The sequence below is a fragment of the Rhizobium sp. BK399 genome, assembly GCF_014194695.1.
Taxonomy (GTDB): Bacteria; Pseudomonadota; Alphaproteobacteria; order Rhizobiales; family Rhizobiaceae; genus Rhizobium.
The window spans coordinates 142923-161280 of record NZ_JACIAH010000013.1 but is presented as its reverse complement, the minus strand read 5'-3'; the positions used below and the strand labels follow the sequence as shown (position 1 = coordinate 161280).

The following is an 18358-nucleotide window of genomic DNA, read 5'->3' as shown; positions in this document are numbered from 1 at the left end:
CCTGTCGAGCCCTATGTAAGTGCGTGAAAGCCGATTGCAAATGGCGGCGTTTTCTGCCGCAGCGGTTCTGGATATTTCACGGCTCGCCTGATAAGGAACCCCCGTATTTCCTGATGGAGCAGCCATATGGCCGAGACCGCAGCAAGCCGCACGGGTACCGTGTCCCGCAAGACGAACGAGACTTCGGTTTCCGTTTCCGTCAATCTCGACGGCACCGGAAAGTCGAAAATCTCGACCGGCGTCGGCTTCTTCGATCATATGCTCGATCAGCTTTCGCGACATTCGCTGATCGACATGGAGATCGAGACCAAGGGCGACCTGCACATTGACGATCACCATACGGTGGAAGACACCGGCATCGCGATCGGCCAGGCGATTGCCAAGGCGCTCGGCGATCGCCGCGGCATTGCCCGCTATGCCTCGATCGACCTCGCGATGGACGAGACAATGACGAAGGCTGCAGTCGACCTCTCCGGTCGCCCCTTCCTCGTCTGGAACGTCGCCTTCACCGCGCCGAAGATCGGCACGTTCGACACCGAGCTCGTTCGCGAATTCTTCCAGGCGCTTGCCCAGAACGCCGGCATCACCTTGCATATTCTCAACCATTATGGTGCCAACAACCACCATATTGCAGAGACGTGCTTCAAGGCCGTTGCCCGCGCGCTGCGTACGGCGACAGAGATCGATCCGAGACAGGCGGGCCGTGTCCCCTCAACGAAGGGCACGCTCGTCTGAGCCCCCTAGGGAGCTTGACGATATGACTTCCAGCTATCTGGTTCTGACTGCGCCTGGCGGAACGGACACCAACCGCGAGAAGACGCGTTTCATTCGCGACGGCTTTACCGTGCTCGGTTTTCTCTTCCCCTGGATATGGCTCGCCTTCCACAGACTGTGGCTCTACGCCATCGCAGCGTTTCTCCTGCAAAGCCTCGGCGGTGCGCTAGCGGACCGGGCCGATCTCTGGCCAGTCGGCGTCGCAATCACCTTCGGCACCAGTTTGCTGGTCGCGCTTGAGGGTCAGAATCTTCGCGCCCGTAATCTGGTTGCGAAAGGCTGGGGCGAAGCCGATCTCGTTTCGGCCGATTCGCTTGCGACCGCGGAAGAAATCTACTTTTCGAATGTCCAGACCGATGCCGGCGAGAGCCGACCCGCGCCCTCGCCGCAATGGGATCAAGCAGCCCATGCACCGCGACACGGCAACGCCACTTCGCTCGGTCTCTTTGGTTTTGATGGAGGACGCTGAATGCGCGTCGCAATTATAGACTACGGATCCGGCAATCTGCGTTCGGCGACGAAGGCCTTCGAACGGGCAGCGCGGGAAGCCGGCATCGACGCCGTGATCGAACTGACAGACAAGGCAGGGGCTGTGGCGGCCGCCGATCGCGTCGTGCTGCCGGGTGTTGGCGCCTATGCCGATTGCCGGCGCGGGCTCGATGCCGTTCCCGGCATGTCGGAAGCGTTGATCGATGTGGTCCAGAAGAAGGCCCGGCCGTTCCTCGGCATTTGCGTCGGTATGCAGCTGATGTCGTCGCGCGGACTCGAGAAGACCGTCACCGATGGCTTCGGCTGGATTCCCGGCGATGTCGTTGAAATGACGCCTAATGATGCCAACCTGAAGATCCCGCAGATCGGCTGGAATACGCTGGACCTGAAATCCCCTCACCCGCTGTTCGACGGAATTCCGACCGGACCGAACGGGTTGCATGCCTATTTCGTGCATTCCTACCATCTGGCGGCGAAGAACCCCGGCGACGTGATTGCGACGGCCGAGTACGGCGGCCCGATCACCGCTTTCGTCGGGCGCGACAACATGGCCGGAGCCCAGTTCCATCCTGAAAAGAGCCAGAAGCTCGGCCTCGCCCTGATTGCCAATTTCCTGCGCTGGAAGCCTTGAGCTCGCGCACTGCAAGGACTGACAGAATGATCCTATTTCCAGCAATCGACCTCAAGGATGGCCAGTGCGTTCGCCTCAAGCTCGGCGATATGGAACAGGCGACCGTCTACAATCCCGACCCCGGTGCGCAGGCGAAGGCATTCGAAGATCAAGGCTTTGAATGGCTGCACGTCGTTGATCTCAATGGCGCTTTCGCGGGCGAAAGCGTCAATGGCGCCGCGGTCGATGCGATCCTGAAGGCAACGAAGAACCCGGTTCAGCTTGGTGGCGGCATTCGCACGCTCGACCATATCGAAAACTGGCTATCTCGCGGTCTTGCCCGCGTCATTCTCGGGACCATCGCGGTGCGCGATCCGGCGCTCGTGATCGAAGCCTGCAAGAAGTTTCCCGGCCGCGTTGCGGTCGGAATCGATGCCAAGGGCGGGAAGGTCGCGGTCGAAGGCTGGGCCGAGGCATCCGAGCTCGGCGTTATCGAACTCGCGCAGAAGTTCGAAGGCGCCGGCGTAGCCGCGATCATCTACACCGATATCGACCGCGACGGCATCCTCGCCGGCATCAACTGGGCATCGACGCTCGAGCTTGCCGAAGCGGTATCGATCCCGGTCATCGCATCCGGCGGCCTTGCTTCGATCGAGGATGTGAAACGGATGCTGCAACCCGATGCACGGAAGCTCGAGGGTGCGATTTCCGGTCGCGCGCTCTATGATGGACGGATCGACCCGGCAGAGGCGCTGGCGCTGATTTCGGCCGCACGCGCGAAGGAGACTGCACAATGACCCTGAAGGCTCGTGTCATTCCCTGCCTCGACGTTAAGGACGGCCGCGTCGTCAAGGGCGTCAATTTCGTCAACCTGGTCGATGCCGGAGACCCAGTCGAGGCTGCCAAGGCTTATGACGCCGCCGGTGCCGACGAATTGTGTTTCCTCGACATCACCGCGTCCTCGGACAATCGCGAAACGATCTTCGATGTCGTCGCACGTACGGCCGAGCAATGCTTCATGCCCGTCACCGTCGGCGGTGGTGTCCGCACCATTGCTGATATCCGCAAGCTGCTGCTCTGTGGCGCTGACAAGGTCTCAATCAATTCAGCGGCGGTCAACAACCCCGATTTCGTTGCCGAAGCCGCCGACAAGTTCGGCGACCAGTGCATCGTTGTGTCGATCGACGCCAAGCGCCGGACCACGCCCGCGCAGGGCAACGTCAGCGCCTGGGAGATCTACACACATGGCGGCCGCAACGCGACCGGCATCGACGCGGTGGATTTTGCTCGAAAGATGGTCGAGCGTGGGGCGGGTGAACTGCTTGTGACCTCGATGGATCGGGACGGAACCAAGGTCGGCTACGATCTCGAACTGACACGCGCCATCGCGGATTCGGTTCGGGTGCCCGTTATTGCCTCCGGTGGCGTCGGCGACCTCGACGATCTCGTGGCGGGCGTCAAACAGGGACATGCCAACGCTGTGCTGGCCGCTTCGATCTTCCACTTCGGGACCTATTCCGTCGGGGAAGCGAAGCGCTATATGTCTTCTTGCGGCATCGACATGCGTCTGGACTGAGTGGGAAGCAGAATCATGAGCGAATTCACCCTCGCCGACCTCGAAAAGATCGTCGATGCCCGGTCGAAAGCCTCGCCGGATGAGTCCTGGACGGCAAAACTCGTTGTTGCAGGCCAGCCAAAGGCGGCCAAAAAGCTCGGCGAAGAGGCGATCGAGGCCGTGATGGCCGCGATCACCGATGACCACGAGAACCTCACCTATGAAGCCGCCGATCTTCTCTATCACCTATTGGTCGTATTGAAGGTGGCGGGCATTCCGTTGCAAAGTGTGATGGCGGAGCTTGAGCGGCGCACCGCTCAATCCGGCCTGACAGAAAAGGCGAGCCGGCAAAGTTCATGAGTATCGCAAGACAACTCATCGGAGCGCCCGAGACGCTCGATCATTTTCAGGCGAATGCGTATTCGCCCTACCACTTCTTTTCCTCCGAGGAATGGGCACGCTTCCGTGCCGATACACCGCTCACGCTGAAAGGCGACGAGGTCAAGCGGCTACGCTCCATGGGTGATCCGATCGATCTCGATGAAGTGCGGCGGATCTATCTCTCGCTTTCGCGGCTCCTCTCGGCGCATGTGGAATCGTCACAGCTGCTTTTCGAGCAACGCAATCGCTTCCTCAGCCTCTCTGACGTAGCAAAGACGCCGTTTGTGATCGGCATCGCGGGGTCGGTGGCTGTCGGCAAATCCACCACGGCCCGTATCCTGAAGGAACTTTTGACGCGGTGGCCGTCGAGCCCGAAGGTGGACCTTGTGACCACCGACGGCTTCCTGCATCCGAACGCCGTGCTGCAGCGCGAAAACCTGATGCAGCGCAAGGGCTTTCCCGAGAGCTACGATACCGGCGCGATCCTGCGTTTCCTGGCGGCGATCAAGGCGGGCCAGCCGAACGTCAAGGCGCCGTCCTATTCGCATCTGGTCTACGACGTGCTGCCGAACGAATACAAGATCGTCGACCGGCCCGACATTCTGATCTTCGAGGGCATCAACGTCCTGCAGTCACGCGACCTGCCGGCCGGTGGCAAGATCGTACCGATGGTTTCCGACTTCTTCGACTTCTCGATTTACATCGATGCGGATGAAAGCCGGATTCATGACTGGTATGTGGCGCGCTTCATGCGATTGCGTGAAACAGCGTTTCGCGATCCCCACTCCTTCTTCCACCGCTATGCCTCGATCAGCGAGGAGGAAGCGCTGACGATCGCCGAAGGCCTTTGGGAAAACATCAACCTGAAGAACCTGCGGGAAAACATCCTGCCGACACGCCCGCGGGCCGATCTGATCCTGCGCAAGGGCAATAATCACCTGATCGAACAGGTAGCTCTGAGAAAGCTCTAGGGCGTTACCCGGCGAAGCGTCAGGTTGATGCGACCACCGTTCTTCAGCAGCGTCGATGTTGATGGATATATCTTGTCGACGCCGTGGAAGCAAAGGCGCCCTTCCGCTCCCAAGACCACGACGTCACCGCTTGAGAGCTTGAAGGAAAGCGTCCGGTCGTTGCGCCCGAGACCACCAACTCGAAACAGGCAGCTATTGCCGAGCGAGATCGACACGACGGGGGCTGCGAGATCCTGTTCGTCCTTGTCCTGATGCAGTCCCATACGCGCCTCGTCGGAGTAGTAGTTGACAAGGCAGGCCTGCGGCGGCTTGTCGTAGCCGGAGACATCGTTCCAGATTTCCAACAGTTCCGCATGGATACCCGGCCAAGGTTTGCCGGTCACAGGATGGGTCGGCTGATAGCGATAGCCACGCTCCTTGTCGGTGACCCAGCCGAGCGGGCCACAATTCGTCATGCGAACCGACATCGGCTTGCCCGTGCCGGGCATGATGGGCACAAACAGCGGCGCGTCCGCGACGATCGACCTGATGATATCGACCAATGCCTGCTGCCGTGGCCGGTCCAGATAGTCAGGGTGGTGACTGACGCCATTCGGCAGCTTCAGCATATCAATCACCGAGCGGTCGTCCGCGCATCTTCTTCACCTCCGACCTACCCGACTTCTCCTTCAGCCGACGTTCGACCGATCCTTTAGTCGGCTTGGTCTTCTTGCGCGGCGGCGGCGGCGGTTTTGCCGCCTCGAGGATAAGCTCTTTCAGCCGCTCTCGCGCGTCTTCCCGGTTACGATCCTGGCTGCGGAAGCGGCTCGCCTCTATCATCAGCACGCCTTCCTTCGAAAGGCGCTTGCCGGCGAGCTTCACGGCATTCCCCTTCACGCGCTCGTTCAAGGAAGGGGAGTTCGGAATATTGAAGAACAGCTGGACGGCTGTCGAAACCTTGTTGACGTTCTGCCCGCCAGGGCCGCCTGCGAGGACAAATTGCTCGGTCAGCTCCCACCCGGCGACGGTGATTCGATCGTTGATGTAAAGGGGTTCGCTGGCCATGCGCTTTCTATCTCATATCGGCCGGCCCTTGGAAACAGCCAAAGAAACCCGACGGAGGCCGCCGGGTTTCACGTGAATCATCAATGTTTTGGCGTGTCACTCAGCGGCGGCGCGAAATCCCGGGGCCGCATCGCGCACCCCACCATCGACATGGCCTTCGAACTTCGCGAAGTTCTCGATGAACATCGTCACCAGCTTGCTGGCCTGCGCGTCATAGGCGATCGCATCCTGCCACGTGGAACGCGGATCGAGGATAGCCGTGTCGACACCCGGCACCGTGACAGGAACGGCGAAGCCGAAGTTCGGATCGACACGGAAATCGGCCTTGCCGAGGTCGCCCGAGAGGGCTGCAGCGAGCAGCGTGCGGGTCGCCTTGATCGGCATGCGCTTGCCGGTGCCGTAAGCGCCGCCAGTCCAGCCGGTGTTAACAAGCCAGCATTCAACGCCGTGACGACCGATGAGATCCTTCAAAAGATTGCCGTACTCCGACGGATGCCGCGGCATGAACGGAGCACCGAAGCAGGTCGAGAAGGTTGCTTCCGGCTCGGTTACACCCCGCTCGGTACCTGCCACCTTGGCCGTGTAACCGGACAGGAAGTGGTACATCGCCTGATCCGGCGTCAGCTTGGCGATCGGCGGCATGACGCCAAAGGCATCTGCCGTCAGCATGATGATCGTCTTAGGATGGCCCGCAAGGCCTGTCTTCGACGCGTTCGGAATGAAATCCAGCGGATAGGCGCAACGCGTGTTTTCGGTCAGCGACCCATCGTTGAAGTCGGGCTCGCGCCGGTCGTTGAGGACAACGTTTTCGAGGACGGTGCCGAAGCGCTGCGTCGTTGCGTAGATTTCCGGCTCCGCTTCGGCCGACAGGCGGATGGTCTTGGCGTAGCAGCCGCCTTCGAAGTTGAAGATGCCGTCCTCGCCCCAGCCGTGTTCGTCGTCGCCGATCAGCGTGCGGGCCGGATCTGCGGAAAGCGTCGTCTTGCCGGTGCCCGAGAGACCGAAGAAGACCGCGGCATCGCCGTCAGGACCGACGTTGGCCGAGCAGTGCATCGGCATGACGCCCTTTGCCGGGAGCAGGTAGTTCAGAACGGTGAAGACCGACTTCTTCATCTCGCCGGCGTAGAACGTACCGGCGATCAGCACTTCGCCGTTCGTCAGGTCGCAAGCGATGACGGTCTCGGTGCGGCAGCCATATAGTTCCGGATCCGCCTTGAACGTCGGTAGGTTGATGATCGTCAGCTTCGGGGCGAAGGTCGCAAGTGCCGAGGCCTCCGGACGGATCAGCAGGTTGCGAATGAAGAGCGAATGCCAAGCAAGCTCGGTGACGACACGCGTCGGCAAGGCATTGTTTTCGTCGGCACCGCCGATGAGATCCTGAACGAACAGGTCCTTGCCGGCAGCGTGCGCGAGCATGTCCTGCTTCAGCAACGCGAAGTGCTGCGGCGACATCGGCTTGTTGTTTTCCCACCAGATCTCATCATCGGTGTTCCCGTCACGAACGACAAACTTATCGCGCGGCGAGCGGCCGGTATGCTGGCCGGTCAGGGCGCGCAAGGCACCATGGGCGGTCAGCTGAGCCTCGCCCCGGCGAATCGATTCTTCATAGAGGGAGGCGGCCGTAAAGTTATAACGAGCACTGTTTGCGCCCCCCAAACCGATCGTCGCCAGCTCTATCGCCGGGTTGTGGACTCCGAACAGCTCCATGGTCTTTCCCTTCCCTTGAGGCTCGTGCCGTTAAGAACTGAGGGTGACCGTACGGGCGGTTTTTTTAAAACGCAATAGAGGAAAATGGATAAAATGTAGTAATATCAAACTATTAATCGATTTAAATTTTCCTGCCTTATTTTAAATCGTTTGAATCAGAAGTGGCCGCGCGGATTTTCGACACATCTCTCGGTTGCGCTCAAAACTTTAGAACAATCCAACCCTTTATCTTTGCCACAATTTGTTCCACCTTTATCCCGATAAGCGCATCCGGTTCAGAGAGGCCGCCTGGGGACCTTCTAAAATCCTGGAGACGCGCATAGATGACGGAGACGAATACCATGCCGACAATCGCGCTCGTTGATGACGACCGCAACATCCTTACCTCGGTATCGATTGCACTCGAGGCAGAAGGATACAAGGTCGAGACGTATACGGACGGCGCCTCAGCCCTCGACGGTCTTCTTGCTCGCCCGCCACAGCTTGCCATCTTCGATATCAAGATGCCGCGCATGGATGGTATGGAGCTCCTGCGCCGCTTGCGGCAGAAATCCGACATGCCGGTCATCTTCCTCACCTCCAAGGACGAGGAAATCGATGAGTTGTTCGGCCTGAAGATGGGCGCCGACGACTTCATTACCAAGCCGTTCTCGCAGCGTCTGCTGGTCGAGCGCGTCCGCGCCGTCTTGCGCCGGGCATCGAGCCGCGAGGCTGCTGCTGCCGCCGGTGGTGCTGCACCAAAGCCGGGCACGGCACAACAGCTCGCTCGCTCGCTGGAGCGCGGCCAGCTGGTCATGGACCAGGAACGCCACACCTGCACCTGGAAGGGTGAGCCGGTGACGCTGACGGTGACCGAATTCCTTATCCTGCATTCTCTGGCCCAGCGTCCGGGCGTCGTCAAAAGCCGTGACGCATTGATGGATGCGGCCTATGACGAGCAGGTCTATGTCGACGATCGCACCATCGATAGCCACATCAAGCGGCTCCGCAAGAAATTCAAGATGGTCGATACCGACTTTGATATGATTGAAACGCTCTACGGAGTGGGCTACCGCTTCCGCGAAGCAGCCTGACGCCGAAGCGGCGCGGCATCTGAGAATTGTCGAGAGTGACGATCGCGAAAGCGGTCCGCTCTCCGAAAGGGCCTGTGGTTGGCACAGTTGGTGCAGGAAAGAGATCTGGATGAGGCGGAAGGCGTGAGCAGCCGCCGCGTCAGGGGACGACGTTGGTCGCACCCCTTCACGATCATCCGCCGCATCTTCGGCAACGCCGTCTTTTCGAGCCTGACGCGTCGCATCCTTTTCTTCAATCTGGCCGCGCTGGTCGTTCTCGTCGGCGGCATTCTCTACCTCAATCAGTTCCGCGAAGGGCTGATCGACGCTCGCGTCGAAAGCCTTCTGACGCAGGGCGAAATCATCGCCGGCGCGGTTTCCGCGTCCGCGTCGGTGGACACCAACTCGATTACCATCGACCCCGAGAAGCTGCTCGAACTGCAGGCTGGCCAGAGCATTACCCCGGTTCCGAACGACGAGGATCTCGAATTCCCGATCGATCCGGAAAAGGTCGCGCCTGTGCTGCGTCGGCTGATTTCTCCGACCAGAACCCGCGCACGCATTTTTGACGCTGACGCCAACCTGCTTCTCGACTCTCGCCATCTCTATTCACGCGGCCAGGTCCTACGTTTTGATTTGCCGCCCGTCGATGACGAGGAGCAGAGCTGGAGCCAGTGGTTCACGACGATCTTCAACAAGGTCCTGCAACCAGGAAACCTCCCGCTCTACAAGGAAGCTCCGGGTGGCGACGGCTCGATTTATCCCGAGGTCATGAACGCGCTGACTGGTGTTCGCGGCGCTGTGGTTCGCACCACAGAAAAGGGCGAGTTGATCGTTTCGGTTGCCGTTCCGATCCAGCGGTTCCGTGCTGTTCTGGGCGTGCTGCTCCTGTCGACCCAGGCCGGCGATATCGACAACATCGTTCACGCCGAGCGCCTCGGCATCATGCGCGTCTTTGGTGTCGCGACACTCGTCAACGTTCTGCTGTCTCTCGTTTTGTCCTCAACAATCGCCAACCCGCTGCGGCGCCTGTCGGCTGCCGCCATCCGCGTCCGCCGCGGCGCGAAGGAACGCGAAGAAATTCCCGACTTTTCCGCCCGGCAAGACGAGATCGGCAACCTCTCCATTGCGCTGCGCGAAATGACGACCGCGCTCTACGACCGCATCGACGCGATTGAAAGCTTTGCGGCCGACGTCAGCCACGAACTGAAGAATCCGCTGACGTCGCTCCGCAGCGCCGTCGAAACGCTGCCTCTGGCAAAAACAGACGAGTCCAAGAAGCGGCTTCTTGATGTCATCCAGCACGACGTTCGCCGGCTCGACCGTCTGATCAGCGACATTTCCGACGCCTCTCGTCTCGATGCTGAATTGGCGCGCGTTGACGCCGGTTCGGTCGATCTGGAGATTCTGCTTCGCGATCTCATCGACGTATCGCGGCAAATTCGCAATCGCAGAAAAGAAGTACAAATCGAATTCGCGATCGAGCGCAAGCCGGGCGTGAAGACACGTTTTGTTGTGAACGGCCATGACCTGCGCATCGGGCAGGTCATCACCAACCTCATTGAAAACGCCCGCTCCTTCGTCCCGGAGCACGACGGCAGAATCACCGTGAGACTGGTGCGAACGCGCTCTCGCTGCATCGTATACGTCGAGGACAACGGGCCGGGCATCCAGGCAGAAGACATCGATCGGATCTTCGAGCGCTTCTATACCGACAGACCGGAATCCGAAGGCTTTGGACAGAATTCGGGCCTCGGCCTGTCGATCAGCCGTCAGATCGCCGAAGCACATGGTGGCTCGCTGCGTGCGGAAAATATCATCGATCCCGAGACCGAAAAACTTCTCGGAGCGCGCTTCATTCTCGCCCTTCCCGCCGACACTACCCTGTGATGGACAAGCCTTCAAACATCCACGCAACCGCCATCGTCGTCGGCAAGACCGGCCTTCTCTTCCTGGGGCCGTCGGGCTGGGGGAAATCGATGCTGGCGTTCACCTGCATCAACGAAGCGCAACGCATGGGCATCTTTTCCTCGCTCGTCGCCGACGATCAGGCGCTAGTTAGCGAAGTGGACGGAGCGGTGATTGCAACATGTCCTGCCTCGATTGCCGGTTTGCTCGAATTGCGCGGCACTGGCCTTGTTCGCGTGCCGTACATTGTCAACGCAACAATGCACTATGCCATTCTTCCCGGAAGCCCGTCTGGCGAGAAACGGTTGCCGCCAGACGGTGAGCGAACAACTATTGCTGGTAGCATAGAACTACCGGTCATTCGATTGCTGGCTAATACTCCGTTGCCGCTGGCGATATTGATGGCAAAAGCACCGGACATCGGACAGTAATGCCCGCTAAATCGGCAAAACGGGCCCATAAAGTCGTATTTTTGTCTTGCACTTCGGCTTTTGATCGCCAAGATGTGCCCCCACGGTGGACGCGATTGCTGCGTTGCGATATTGGGGCCACCGTTTGGAATATGCCATTAGGAGCAGTAATATCATGATCGGACTTGTGCTTGTCACTCATGGCAAGCTGGCTGAAGAGTTTCGTCATGCGGTCGAACACGTTGTCGGTCCTCAGAAATTCATCGAAACGGTCTGTATCGGTCCCGAAGACGACATGGATCAGAGGCGTCAAGATATTTTGGAAGCAGTATCCCGTGCCGATGACGGCCATGGAGTTGTCATCCTGACAGACATGTTCGGTGGTACCCCCTCCAACCTGGCAATCTCAGTCATGAGCAGCGGCCACACGGAAGTCATTGCTGGCATGAACCTACCGATGCTCATCAAGCTCGCGGGTGTCCGCGGCGAGAACAACATGGAGAAGGCGCTCGTCGAAGCCTCCGAGGCCGGGCGGAAATACATCAACGTCGCGAGCCGCGTTCTCAGTGGCAAATAGTGAGCACATCGCGCCCATGACGGCACTCTCCCGTGAAATTCTGATCATCAACAAGCGCGGATTGCACGCACGCGCTTCGGCAAAATTCGTACAGCTGGTCGAGAATTTCGATGCCGCCATCACTGTATCGAAAGATGGAATGACGGTCGGCGGGACATCGATCATGGGATTGATGATGTTGGCGGCAAGCCCGGGCTCCAGCGTCTTGATCTCGGCCAGTGGCAACCAGGCTGCACAAGCGCTCGATGCACTCGACGAGCTGATCCAGAACCGGTTCGGCGAGGAAATGTGAGCCGCTCCCGGCTCATATAAACATATAAAGACTTCTTTATATCATTATTGCCTTCGTCATAGAAGCCTGCTAAACGGCCTTTCATCGCCGCGCAGACTGCGTGGACGCGTTTGGTGCCCTTTGTGCGCCTTTGAATTTTTGAGCCGCTTTTCAGCCTGGAGAAAACCCAATGAGCACTGAAAAAGATTATATCGTCGCCGATATCGGCCTCGCAGACTTCGGTCGCAAGGAAATCACGATCGCTGAAACCGAAATGCCGGGCCTGATGGCCTGCCGCGCTGAGTTCGGCGAGGCGAAGCCCCTGAAGGGCGCGCGCATCACGGGCTCGCTGCACATGACGATCCAGACGGCCGTTCTCATCGAGACTCTCGTTGCACTCGGTGCTGAAGTCCGTTGGGCATCGTGCAACATCTTCTCGACGCAGGACCATGCTGCCGCAGCGATCGCCGCTTCCGGCGTTCCGGTTTTCGCCATCAAGGGCGAGTCGCTGCATGATTACTGGGTCTACACCGACAAGATCTTCCAGTGGACCGATGGTGGCTTCTCCAACATGATCCTCGACGATGGCGGCGATGCCACCATGTACATCCTGCTCGGCGCCCGCGCCGAAGCTGGCGAAGACGTACTGTCGAACCCGCATTCGGAAGAGGAAGAAATCCTCTTCGCACAGATCAAGAAGCGCCTCGCCGCTTCGCCGGGCTGGTTCACCAAGCAGCGCGACGCGATCAAGGGCGTAACCGAAGAAACAACCACTGGTGTTAACCGCCTGTACCAGCTCTCCCAGAAGGGCCTGCTGCCCTTCCCTGCCATCAACGTCAACGACTCGGTGACGAAGTCGAAGTTCGACAACAAGTACGGCTGCAAGGAATCGCTGGTAGACGGTATCCGCCGCGGCACCGACGTGATGATGGCCGGCAAGGTTGCCGTCGTCTGCGGTTACGGCGACGTCGGCAAGGGTTCGGCCGCTTCACTTCAGGGCGCCGGCGCCCGCGTCAAGGTTACCGAAGTCGACCCGATCTGCGCGCTGCAGGCAGCCATGGATGGCTTCGAAGTCGTCACGCTCGAAGACGTTGTGTCTTCTGCCGACATCTTCATCACCACGACCGGTAACAAGGACGTCATCCGCATCGACCACATGCGCGCGATGAAGGACATGGCGATCGTCGGCAACATCGGCCACTTCGACAACGAGATCGAAGTCGCTGCCCTGCGTAACCTGAAGTGGACCAACATCAAGCCGCAGGTCGACCTGATCGAGTTCCCGAAGGGCAACCGCATCATCCTGCTGTCGGAAGGCCGCCTGCTGAACCTCGGCAACGCGACCGGCCATCCGTCCTTCGTGATGTCGGCTTCGTTCACGAACCAGACGCTGGCGCAGATCGAGCTCTTCACCAAGCCGGGCCAGTACCAGAACCAGGTCTATATCCTGCCGAAGCACCTCGACGAGAAGGTCGCGCGCCTCCACCTCGATAAGCTCGGCGTAAAGCTGACGCAGCTTTCTGAGGAGCAGGCTTCCTATATCGGCGTAAAGCCGCAAGGCCCGTTCAAGGCTGACCACTACAGATATTGATCGCAGGATTGATATCCACAACATCTAGAGGGTGCCGCATTGACAAATGCGGCGCCCTTATTTTTTGGCACACACCTTCCCGCCGATTCCCTTCCGAAGTATTGTTTTAACACTCGATTCGTAGCCACGGACGTGTCCGTTTGCTTCGAAAATGGGATGTCTTGTCGTGATGCGGCACATTAAAGGACGGAGACATACCGCGCATGTCGGAAATGATGCACAGCCTGGTCGAACAGGCAGAGGTTGGCGCCTACGCTGACCACTGCCCGGTCCATTCGGGCGAACGGAAACCTGTCAGCACCGGCATCGTGTCTCGCGTGGCACGGATTTTTGCCGCTGGCACGGCCATCGCATCGACTGCGCGGCCGGTTTTCGCACAGGTCGAGGCCGAGACTGTTGCAGCGGCGCATCTTTTCACCTCATCGCAGGTTGTTGGTCTCTCCGTGGTGATCGGCGTGATTTCGGCCGCGCTGCTTTCGACCCTTTGGGTTGTGCGCCAGCGCGGAAACCTCGAAAGCGAAAGCCGTGAAATCCGCTCGGCCCTCTCTGACGCGCAACAGCGTATTTCGCAGTATCAGGCCCTGATTGCGGACAAGAACCGTCGGATCGTCATCTGGGATGGCGGCGAGCGTCCTGAACTGATCGGTCAGCTGCCGGCCGAAACCGGCGCGCCGCAGGACAGCGAATTCCTGGCCTTCGGATTGTGGTTGAAGCCGCGGTCGGCGTCTGAGCTTGAGCGTGCGATCGATCGCCTGCGCGGATCGGCCCACAGCTTCGACATGGTTGTCGAAACCCATCGCGAAGAAATCCTCGAGGCGCAGGGCCGAGTTTCGGGCGGACGTGCATTCGTCCGCTTTGTCGCGCTGAACAATCTACGGGCCGAGCTTGCCGAACTGAAGATCGAACGGGACAGACTATTGTCCTCGATCTCGGCATTCCAGAGCATGCTCGATGCAATCGACCTTCCAGCCTGGCAGCGTGATACCGAAGGCCGACTGACCTGGGTTAATCAGGCCTACGGCGAGGCCGTCGAGGCAACCACGCCGGAGCAGGCCGTCAATGAGGGTCGTGAGTTTCTAACAACCGTTGCCCGTGAGCGGATCCGCGCGACGGCGACAACTGAGTCGCCATTCCACGACAAGATCTCCACCGTGGTGTCCGGCAACCGAACGTTCTTCGACGTCGTCGATGTAAAGGTCCCTAACGGCTCCGCCGGGATCGCTGTCGACGTTTCCGGCATCGAAGCTGTTCGCGCCGAGCTCGAGCGCACGCTAAAGAGCCACGCCGAAACACTCGACCACCTCGCAACGCCTGTCGCGATCTTCGACGGTGACCGTCGGCTGCAATTCTATAATCAGGCTTTCGTCTCCCTCTGGGAATTCGATATCGCGTTCCTCGAGAGCCGCCCAGACAACGCAGAACTGCTGGAGCGCCTGAGGGCTGCCAAGAAGCTGCCTGATCAACTCAACTGGAAATCCTGGAAGGAAGCCGCGCTTTCGGTCTACCGTGCGCTCGATACCCAACCTGACCTCTGGCACCTGCCGAACGGCCAGACGTTGCGGGTCTTTGCAACAGCACATCCTCAGGGTGGTGCGACCTGGGTATTCGAGAACCTCACAGAACAGGTCGACCTCGAAACACGCTACAATACGCTTCTCAAGGTACAGGGCGAGACGATCGACCATCTATCAGAAGGTGTGGCGGTCTTTGGGCCCGACGGGCGCATTCGCCTCTCGAATCCCGCTTTCCGTGCACTCTGGGGAGTTACCGAGGCCGAGGCGAAGGCGGGCACGCACATCCGTGCCCTTGGCGAGTCGTGCTCTCAGTCCTATGACCGTCCGGACGGATGGAAGACCTTTGGCGAGTTGATCACCAGCTTCGACGACGAGCGCCGTTCCAGCCAGGGGACACTCGAACTATTTTCAGGCCTCGTGCTCGACTATGCAGTCATTCCGTTGCCGAACGCGCAGACGATGCTGACCTTCGTCAACATGACCGACAGCGTCCGTGCCGAGCGCGCCCTGACGGAAAAGAACGAGGCGCTGCGCAAGGCGGACGAGCTTAAGAACGACTTCGTCCAGCATGTTTCCTACGAGCTACGCTCGCCGCTTACCAACATCATCGGCTTCACCGATCTGCTGCGCACGCCGGGGCTCGGACCGCTGAACGACCGGCAGGCCGAATATATCGATCATATTTCGACGTCCTCTTCGGTATTGCTGACGCTGGTCAACGATATCCTCGATCTAGCCACCGTCGACGCCGGAATCATGCGGCTCAACTATTCGGCGATTGATCTTGGCGACCTGCTTGACGACGTGTCGATGCAGATTGCCGACAGGCTGCAGGAAAGCGGCGTAACACTGGAGATTACGGCTCCCGCACATCTGGGCTCGATCGTTGCTGACCCGCAAAGGCTGAAGCAGATCCTCGTGAAGCTGCTTTCCAATGCCGCCAACTTCTCGCCGGAAGGGTCGTCAATCTCGCTTGAATGCAAGCGTGAGGGCATGGATTTCGTCTTTGCCGTCAGTGATCGTGGCCCTGGCATTTCGCAGGATATGATCGCCAATGTGTTCGACCGATTCGCCACCGGCGCAACAAATGGCAAGAGGGGCGGCGCCGGCCTTGGGCTTTCGATCGTCGACAGTTTCGTCAGTCTTCACCACGGGACGGTCACCATCGACAGCCAACCGGGCAAGGGCACGATCGTGACCTGCCGGATTCCTTCGGTCGATCTTCCGACGTCCGTCGCAGCCGAATGATGGCTCCCGTCATTTCCCTCTTCCTCAAGGATGAGGCGGAAACGATCCGCTTTGGCGAAGATTTGGCGCTGGCCTTGAAGCCAGGCGATTGCCTTGCGCTGTCCGGCGATCTTGGCGCGGGGAAATCGTCGCTTGCCCGCGCATTTCTGCGGGCCATGGCGGATGACGACGAGCTCGAGGTGCCGAGCCCCACCTTCACGCTTGTGCAAACGTATGACCTGCGCATTCCGGTCGCGCATTTCGATCTGTACCGTCTTGGCGATCCGGCCGAGCTGACCGAACTTGGCTTCGATGAGGCGCTCCAGGACGGCATCTGCCTCGTGGAATGGCCCGAGATGGCCGCCGGCGAGCTGCCGGCAGACCGGATTATGCTGACGCTGGAGCACGAGGGTGCAGGTCGACGGGCAACCATCGTTGCGCCGGAAAAGCAGGCCGCACGAATCCACCGCGTCCTTGCAATACGCGATTTCCTTGATAACGCAGGATACTCCGGCGCAAAGCGTCGTTTCCTGACAGGAGATGCGTCACTCCGTGCCTACGAGGCCATCTATGCCGATGACGCGAAGCGACGCGTGCTGATGGACTGGCCGCCGCTGCCGGAGGGGCCCCCGGTCCTGGATGGCAAGCCATATCCAAAGGTCGCGCATATCGCGGAAAATGCCTATCCTTTCGTTGCCATTGCCAATGTGCTCAGGCGGGAGGGTTTTGCAGCACCCGAAGTCTACAATGTCGATTACGATCAGGGCATTCTGCTTCTGGAAGACCTTGGCGCGGACGGCGTTCTCGACGCGAAGGGCCAACCTAACGTCGATCGTTACCGGGCAAGCGTCGCCTGCCTTGCACACCTCCATTCGCTGACAATCCCGCAGGACATCCGCGTCGCGGTCAACCATGTCCATCACATCCCGGATTTCGACCGAACGGCGATGAAGATGGAGGTGCGCCTCGTTCTCGATTGGTACCTGCCCTGGAAGCGTGGGGGCATCGCAGCCAGTGATGCCGAGCGGGACGAATATCTTGCCATCTGGGATAGGCTGATCGACGAATTGGACACGGCGGAAAAGAGCCTTCTCCTGCGCGATTTTCACTCACCCAACATCATCTGGCGAGAGAACGAGACAGGCATTGAGCGAGTTGGACTGATTGATTTCCAGGACGCAATGATCGGCCCGACGGCCTATGACCTTGCTTCTATAGTGCAGGATGCACGTGTCACGATCTCTCCGGATCTTTTCCAGCAATTGATGGACGACTATCTATCACTGCGCAGAGTAGAGGGCAGCTTCGATGAAGTCCGCTTCCTGAGGAGCTGGTCGATCATGTCGGCGCAGCGCAACTGCAAGCTTGTCGGCCTGTGGGTTCGCTTGATGCAACGAGACGGAAAGCCTGGCTATATGAAACATATGCCGCGCACCCTGTCCTATCTTTCCGTTGCGCTGAAGCATGAAGCGCTTGCCCCCTTGCGCGACTGGTGCGTAAGGGCTGGAATAGTACCAAGCGAATCATAATTTCTCGGATCAGATGAGTATCAAGCAAGCCATGGTTCTCGCTGCAGGTCTTGGGACCCGCATGCGGCCAATTACTGACACTATCCCGAAGCCGCTCGTGAAGATCGACGGCAAGGCGATGATCGACTACGCGCTGGACTCACTTGCCGAAGCCGGAGTCGAAAAGGTCGTGGTCAATGTTCATCACCACGCAGACCAGATGCTGGCTCATCTGGCTTCATACCGAAACCTCGAGATCATTATCTCCGACGAGCGCGAGAAGCTGATGAACAACGGCGGTGGGCTTGCAAAGGGCCTAAAGCTGCTCGTTCCCGGCGAGGTTTTCGTCACGAATGCCGACCTCTTCTGGATCGGGGAACGCCCAAACGTTCCGAGCAACCTAACACGCTTAGCCGGATTCTTCCGACCGGAAAGCATGGATATGGCGATGCTCTGCGTGAAGCTGGAAGATACAACCGGCCACAACGGCAAGAACGATTTCAACATGGCCCGGGATGGCCGGTTGACGCGTTTTGCTGAGTCCGGGCCGGGTCCGGTCGTTTACGCCGGCGCTATTGCCATGAACACGTCGTTCCTGGACGACGCTCCAGCCGATGCCTTCAACCTCAATCTATATTTCGACAAGGCGATCTCCCAAGGCCGGCTCTATGGTACGGTGCTCGAAGGACACTGGCTCACAGTCGGGACACCCGAAGCGATCGGCGAGGCGGAGGAAACGATCCGGCGATACCGGACGTTTGCATGACGG

General features: G+C 59.4%; 19 protein-coding genes. 16 read left to right on the top strand and 3 right to left on the bottom strand.

What is annotated here, in order from left to right; all coding sequences use genetic code 11:
* The first annotated feature begins 126 nt into the window (after positions 1–126).
* The 7 genes from hisB to coaA are packed head-to-tail and all read left to right on the top strand — an operon-like array spanning position 127 to position 4780.
* Positions 127–735, top strand: coding sequence for an imidazoleglycerol-phosphate dehydratase HisB (hisB, locus tag FHT97_RS23290; protein ID WP_183754821.1), 609 nt, complete (start codon positions 127–129; stop codon positions 733–735).
* 22 nt (positions 736–757) lie between these two features.
* The gene (locus FHT97_RS23285; protein WP_183864423.1) at positions 758–1243 is read left to right on the top strand and encodes a DUF2628 domain-containing protein; all 486 of its coding nucleotides are present in this window, start codon (positions 758–760) and stop codon (positions 1241–1243) included.
* On the top strand, positions 1244–1894 hold the full coding sequence (hisH, locus tag FHT97_RS23280; protein ID WP_183864422.1) for an imidazole glycerol phosphate synthase subunit HisH: 651 nt from the start codon (positions 1244–1246) through the stop codon (positions 1892–1894).
* A gap of 26 nt (positions 1895–1920) precedes the next feature.
* Positions 1921–2670 (top strand): 1-(5-phosphoribosyl)-5-[(5-phosphoribosylamino)methylideneamino]imidazole-4-carboxamide isomerase, encoded by a 750-nt coding sequence (gene hisA, locus FHT97_RS23275; protein ID WP_183864421.1) that lies wholly within the window; start codon positions 1921–1923, stop codon positions 2668–2670.
* Positions 2667–3449 carry an imidazole glycerol phosphate synthase subunit HisF gene (hisF, locus tag FHT97_RS23270; RefSeq protein ID WP_183864420.1) on the top strand — a complete coding sequence of 261 codons (783 nt, stop codon included), beginning with the start codon at positions 2667–2669 and terminating at the stop codon, positions 3447–3449. Before hisA ends, hisF begins: the two co-directional genes overlap by 4 nt.
* A 15-nt stretch (positions 3450–3464) precedes the next feature.
* Complete coding sequence (locus tag FHT97_RS23265) at positions 3465–3788, top strand: phosphoribosyl-ATP diphosphatase (protein WP_183864419.1); 324 nt, start codon at positions 3465–3467, stop codon at positions 3786–3788.
* Positions 3785–4780: a type I pantothenate kinase gene (gene coaA / locus FHT97_RS23260; protein WP_016556888.1), complete on the top strand. Its 996-nt coding sequence runs from the start codon at positions 3785–3787 to the stop codon at positions 4778–4780. Before FHT97_RS23265 ends, coaA begins: the two co-directional genes overlap by 4 nt.
* On the opposite strand, the gene FHT97_RS23255 is transcribed toward coaA, so the two are convergent.
* The 3 genes from FHT97_RS23255 to FHT97_RS23245 form a co-directional block, all read right to left on the bottom strand.
* Complete coding sequence (locus FHT97_RS23255; protein WP_183864418.1) at positions 4777–5388, bottom strand: alpha-ketoglutarate-dependent dioxygenase AlkB; 612 nt, start codon at positions 5386–5388, stop codon at positions 4777–4779. The genes coaA and FHT97_RS23255 overlap by 4 nt on opposite strands.
* Before the next feature lies 1 nt (position 5389).
* Positions 5390–5824: an alternative ribosome rescue aminoacyl-tRNA hydrolase ArfB gene (gene arfB, locus FHT97_RS23250; protein WP_183754835.1), complete on the bottom strand. Its 435-nt coding sequence runs from the start codon at positions 5822–5824 to the stop codon at positions 5390–5392.
* Positions 5825–5920: 96 nt separating this feature from the next.
* Positions 5921–7531 (bottom strand): phosphoenolpyruvate carboxykinase, encoded by a 1611-nt coding sequence (locus FHT97_RS23245; RefSeq protein ID WP_183864417.1) that lies wholly within the window; start codon positions 7529–7531, stop codon positions 5921–5923.
* Between the two features lie 341 nt (positions 7532–7872).
* Between FHT97_RS23245 and FHT97_RS23240 the strand changes: the two genes are divergently transcribed.
* The 9 genes from FHT97_RS23240 (at position 7873) to FHT97_RS23200 (ending at position 18355) form a co-directional block, all read left to right on the top strand.
* Positions 7873–8604 (top strand): response regulator transcription factor, encoded by a 732-nt coding sequence (locus FHT97_RS23240; RefSeq protein WP_189637167.1) that lies wholly within the window; start codon positions 7873–7875, stop codon positions 8602–8604.
* 105 nt (positions 8605–8709) lie between these two features.
* Positions 8710–10473: a sensor histidine kinase gene (locus FHT97_RS23235; protein ID WP_246712743.1), complete on the top strand. Its 1764-nt coding sequence runs from the start codon at positions 8710–8712 to the stop codon at positions 10471–10473.
* Positions 10473–10922 carry a serine/threonine protein kinase gene (locus tag FHT97_RS23230; RefSeq protein WP_183864415.1) on the top strand — a complete coding sequence of 150 codons (450 nt, stop codon included), beginning with the start codon at positions 10473–10475 and terminating at the stop codon, positions 10920–10922. Before FHT97_RS23235 ends, FHT97_RS23230 begins: the two co-directional genes overlap by 1 nt.
* Positions 10923–11076: 154 nt before the next feature.
* Positions 11077–11478: a PTS sugar transporter subunit IIA gene (locus FHT97_RS23225; protein WP_007528763.1), complete on the top strand. Its 402-nt coding sequence runs from the start codon at positions 11077–11079 to the stop codon at positions 11476–11478.
* Between the two features lie 16 nt (positions 11479–11494).
* A complete protein-coding gene (locus FHT97_RS23220) occupies positions 11495–11770 on the top strand; it encodes an HPr family phosphocarrier protein (RefSeq protein ID WP_016556881.1) in 276 nt (91 codons plus the stop codon).
* Between the two features lie 169 nt (positions 11771–11939).
* Complete coding sequence (gene ahcY, locus FHT97_RS23215) at positions 11940–13340, top strand: adenosylhomocysteinase (RefSeq protein WP_183864414.1); 1401 nt, start codon at positions 11940–11942, stop codon at positions 13338–13340.
* 203 nt (positions 13341–13543) lie between these two features.
* Complete coding sequence (locus FHT97_RS23210) at positions 13544–16102, top strand: PAS domain-containing sensor histidine kinase (RefSeq protein ID WP_183864413.1); 2559 nt, start codon at positions 13544–13546, stop codon at positions 16100–16102.
* Positions 16099–17610: a tRNA (adenosine(37)-N6)-threonylcarbamoyltransferase complex ATPase subunit type 1 TsaE gene (gene tsaE / locus FHT97_RS23205; RefSeq protein ID WP_183864412.1), complete on the top strand. Its 1512-nt coding sequence runs from the start codon at positions 16099–16101 to the stop codon at positions 17608–17610. Before FHT97_RS23210 ends, tsaE begins: the two co-directional genes overlap by 4 nt.
* Before the next feature lie 13 nt (positions 17611–17623).
* A complete protein-coding gene (locus FHT97_RS23200; protein ID WP_183754851.1) occupies positions 17624–18355 on the top strand; it encodes a nucleotidyltransferase family protein in 732 nt (243 codons plus the stop codon).
* Positions 18356–18358 lie beyond the last annotated feature (3 nt).